The sequence below is a fragment of the Okeania sp. SIO3I5 genome, assembly GCF_010672085.1.
In the GTDB taxonomy this organism is placed as follows: Bacteria; Cyanobacteriota; Cyanobacteriia; order Cyanobacteriales; family Microcoleaceae; genus Trichodesmium.
Map to the genome: position 1 here is coordinate 1 of NZ_JAAHHT010000552.1, position 1,072 is coordinate 1,072.

1 protein-coding gene and 1 pseudogene are annotated in these 1,072 nt (G+C 32.5%); both read left to right on the top strand.

Annotated features, from left to right (window positions below):
* The coding region (locus F6K40_RS40480; RefSeq protein ID WP_483143800.1) for a hypothetical protein at positions 1-365 on the top strand (365 nt) is incomplete at its 5' end.
* A gap of 180 nt (positions 366-545) precedes the next feature.
* Positions 546-1,072, top strand: a pseudogene (locus F6K40_RS40485) (hypothetical protein); the annotation flags it as partial.

Consider the following 1,072-nt stretch of genomic DNA (forward strand, 5'->3'; position numbering starts at 1 on the left):
ATCAATTTCGGGTAAATGCTTTGTTGTCATTATCGTCTTTACGTAGTAACTTAGAAGGAAGTTCAGAATTAGAAGAACAAGATAGGGAATTAATTATGCGTTTATCACCACTATTATTAGAAAAATTAGAAGCTGCTACTCAGTTAGGAAGAGAGGAAGGAAGGGAGGTAGGAAGGGAAGAAGCTACCCGAATGGAGCGTACTGCAGTTATCGAAAGTTTGTTAAAGTATAGGTTTAATTCTGTAGATGACGAACTCAGAGAAATTATTCAACCAATGCTGTCATTATCTCCAGAGGAATTTACTCCTTTACTATTTCAATTATCTCGTGAGGAATTATTGGCAAGATTTAATAATGGGGATTAATGCTGTTATTTAGTTAGGAAAAATTCCAGAGAGAAAATACATTTAACTCTTGCCGATCGCTCTTAATAAAAAGGAGCGATCGCTTTTTTATTCTGACTAATTATAACTACTTTATTGACAAATAGTTTTTCAAGTAAATTATGGTAATCTATAAATCAGAAAAAAATAGCTAATTAACCAATGACAAGATTTATCCATGACCAATTCGCTAAAGATTATTTAGAAGAATTATTATCCCAACTAGGAGAATGTCAAATTCCTCTAGAAATTCGCAGTGAAGTTAGACAAGTAGATGTCTTTTTTGCTCCATCAAATCAACCAAAAATTTCGCCAGAAGAATTAGGGTTATTAGGAAAATTAGCCACAACAATTTGTTTATTTGAACCGTTTAGAAATCCTGTCACAATTGATGAAATTCGGAGTTGTTTACTTAAATTATTAGAGGTAAACACAGATTTTATCCGTCGAGCAAATCGGGAAAATACTCGCCTCAATGAAGATAACTATCCAAAATTATGGATATTAACACCGACAGCATCAAAGACAATATTAGAAGGTTTTGCTGCTAAAAGTGATAATAATAATTGGTGTACAGGAATTTATTTATTACCTAAATATCAGAGAACAGGATTAGTAGTAATTCATCAATTACCAAAGACATTAGACACTCTATCGTTAAGAATTTTGGGCAAAGGTAGAGTACAAGA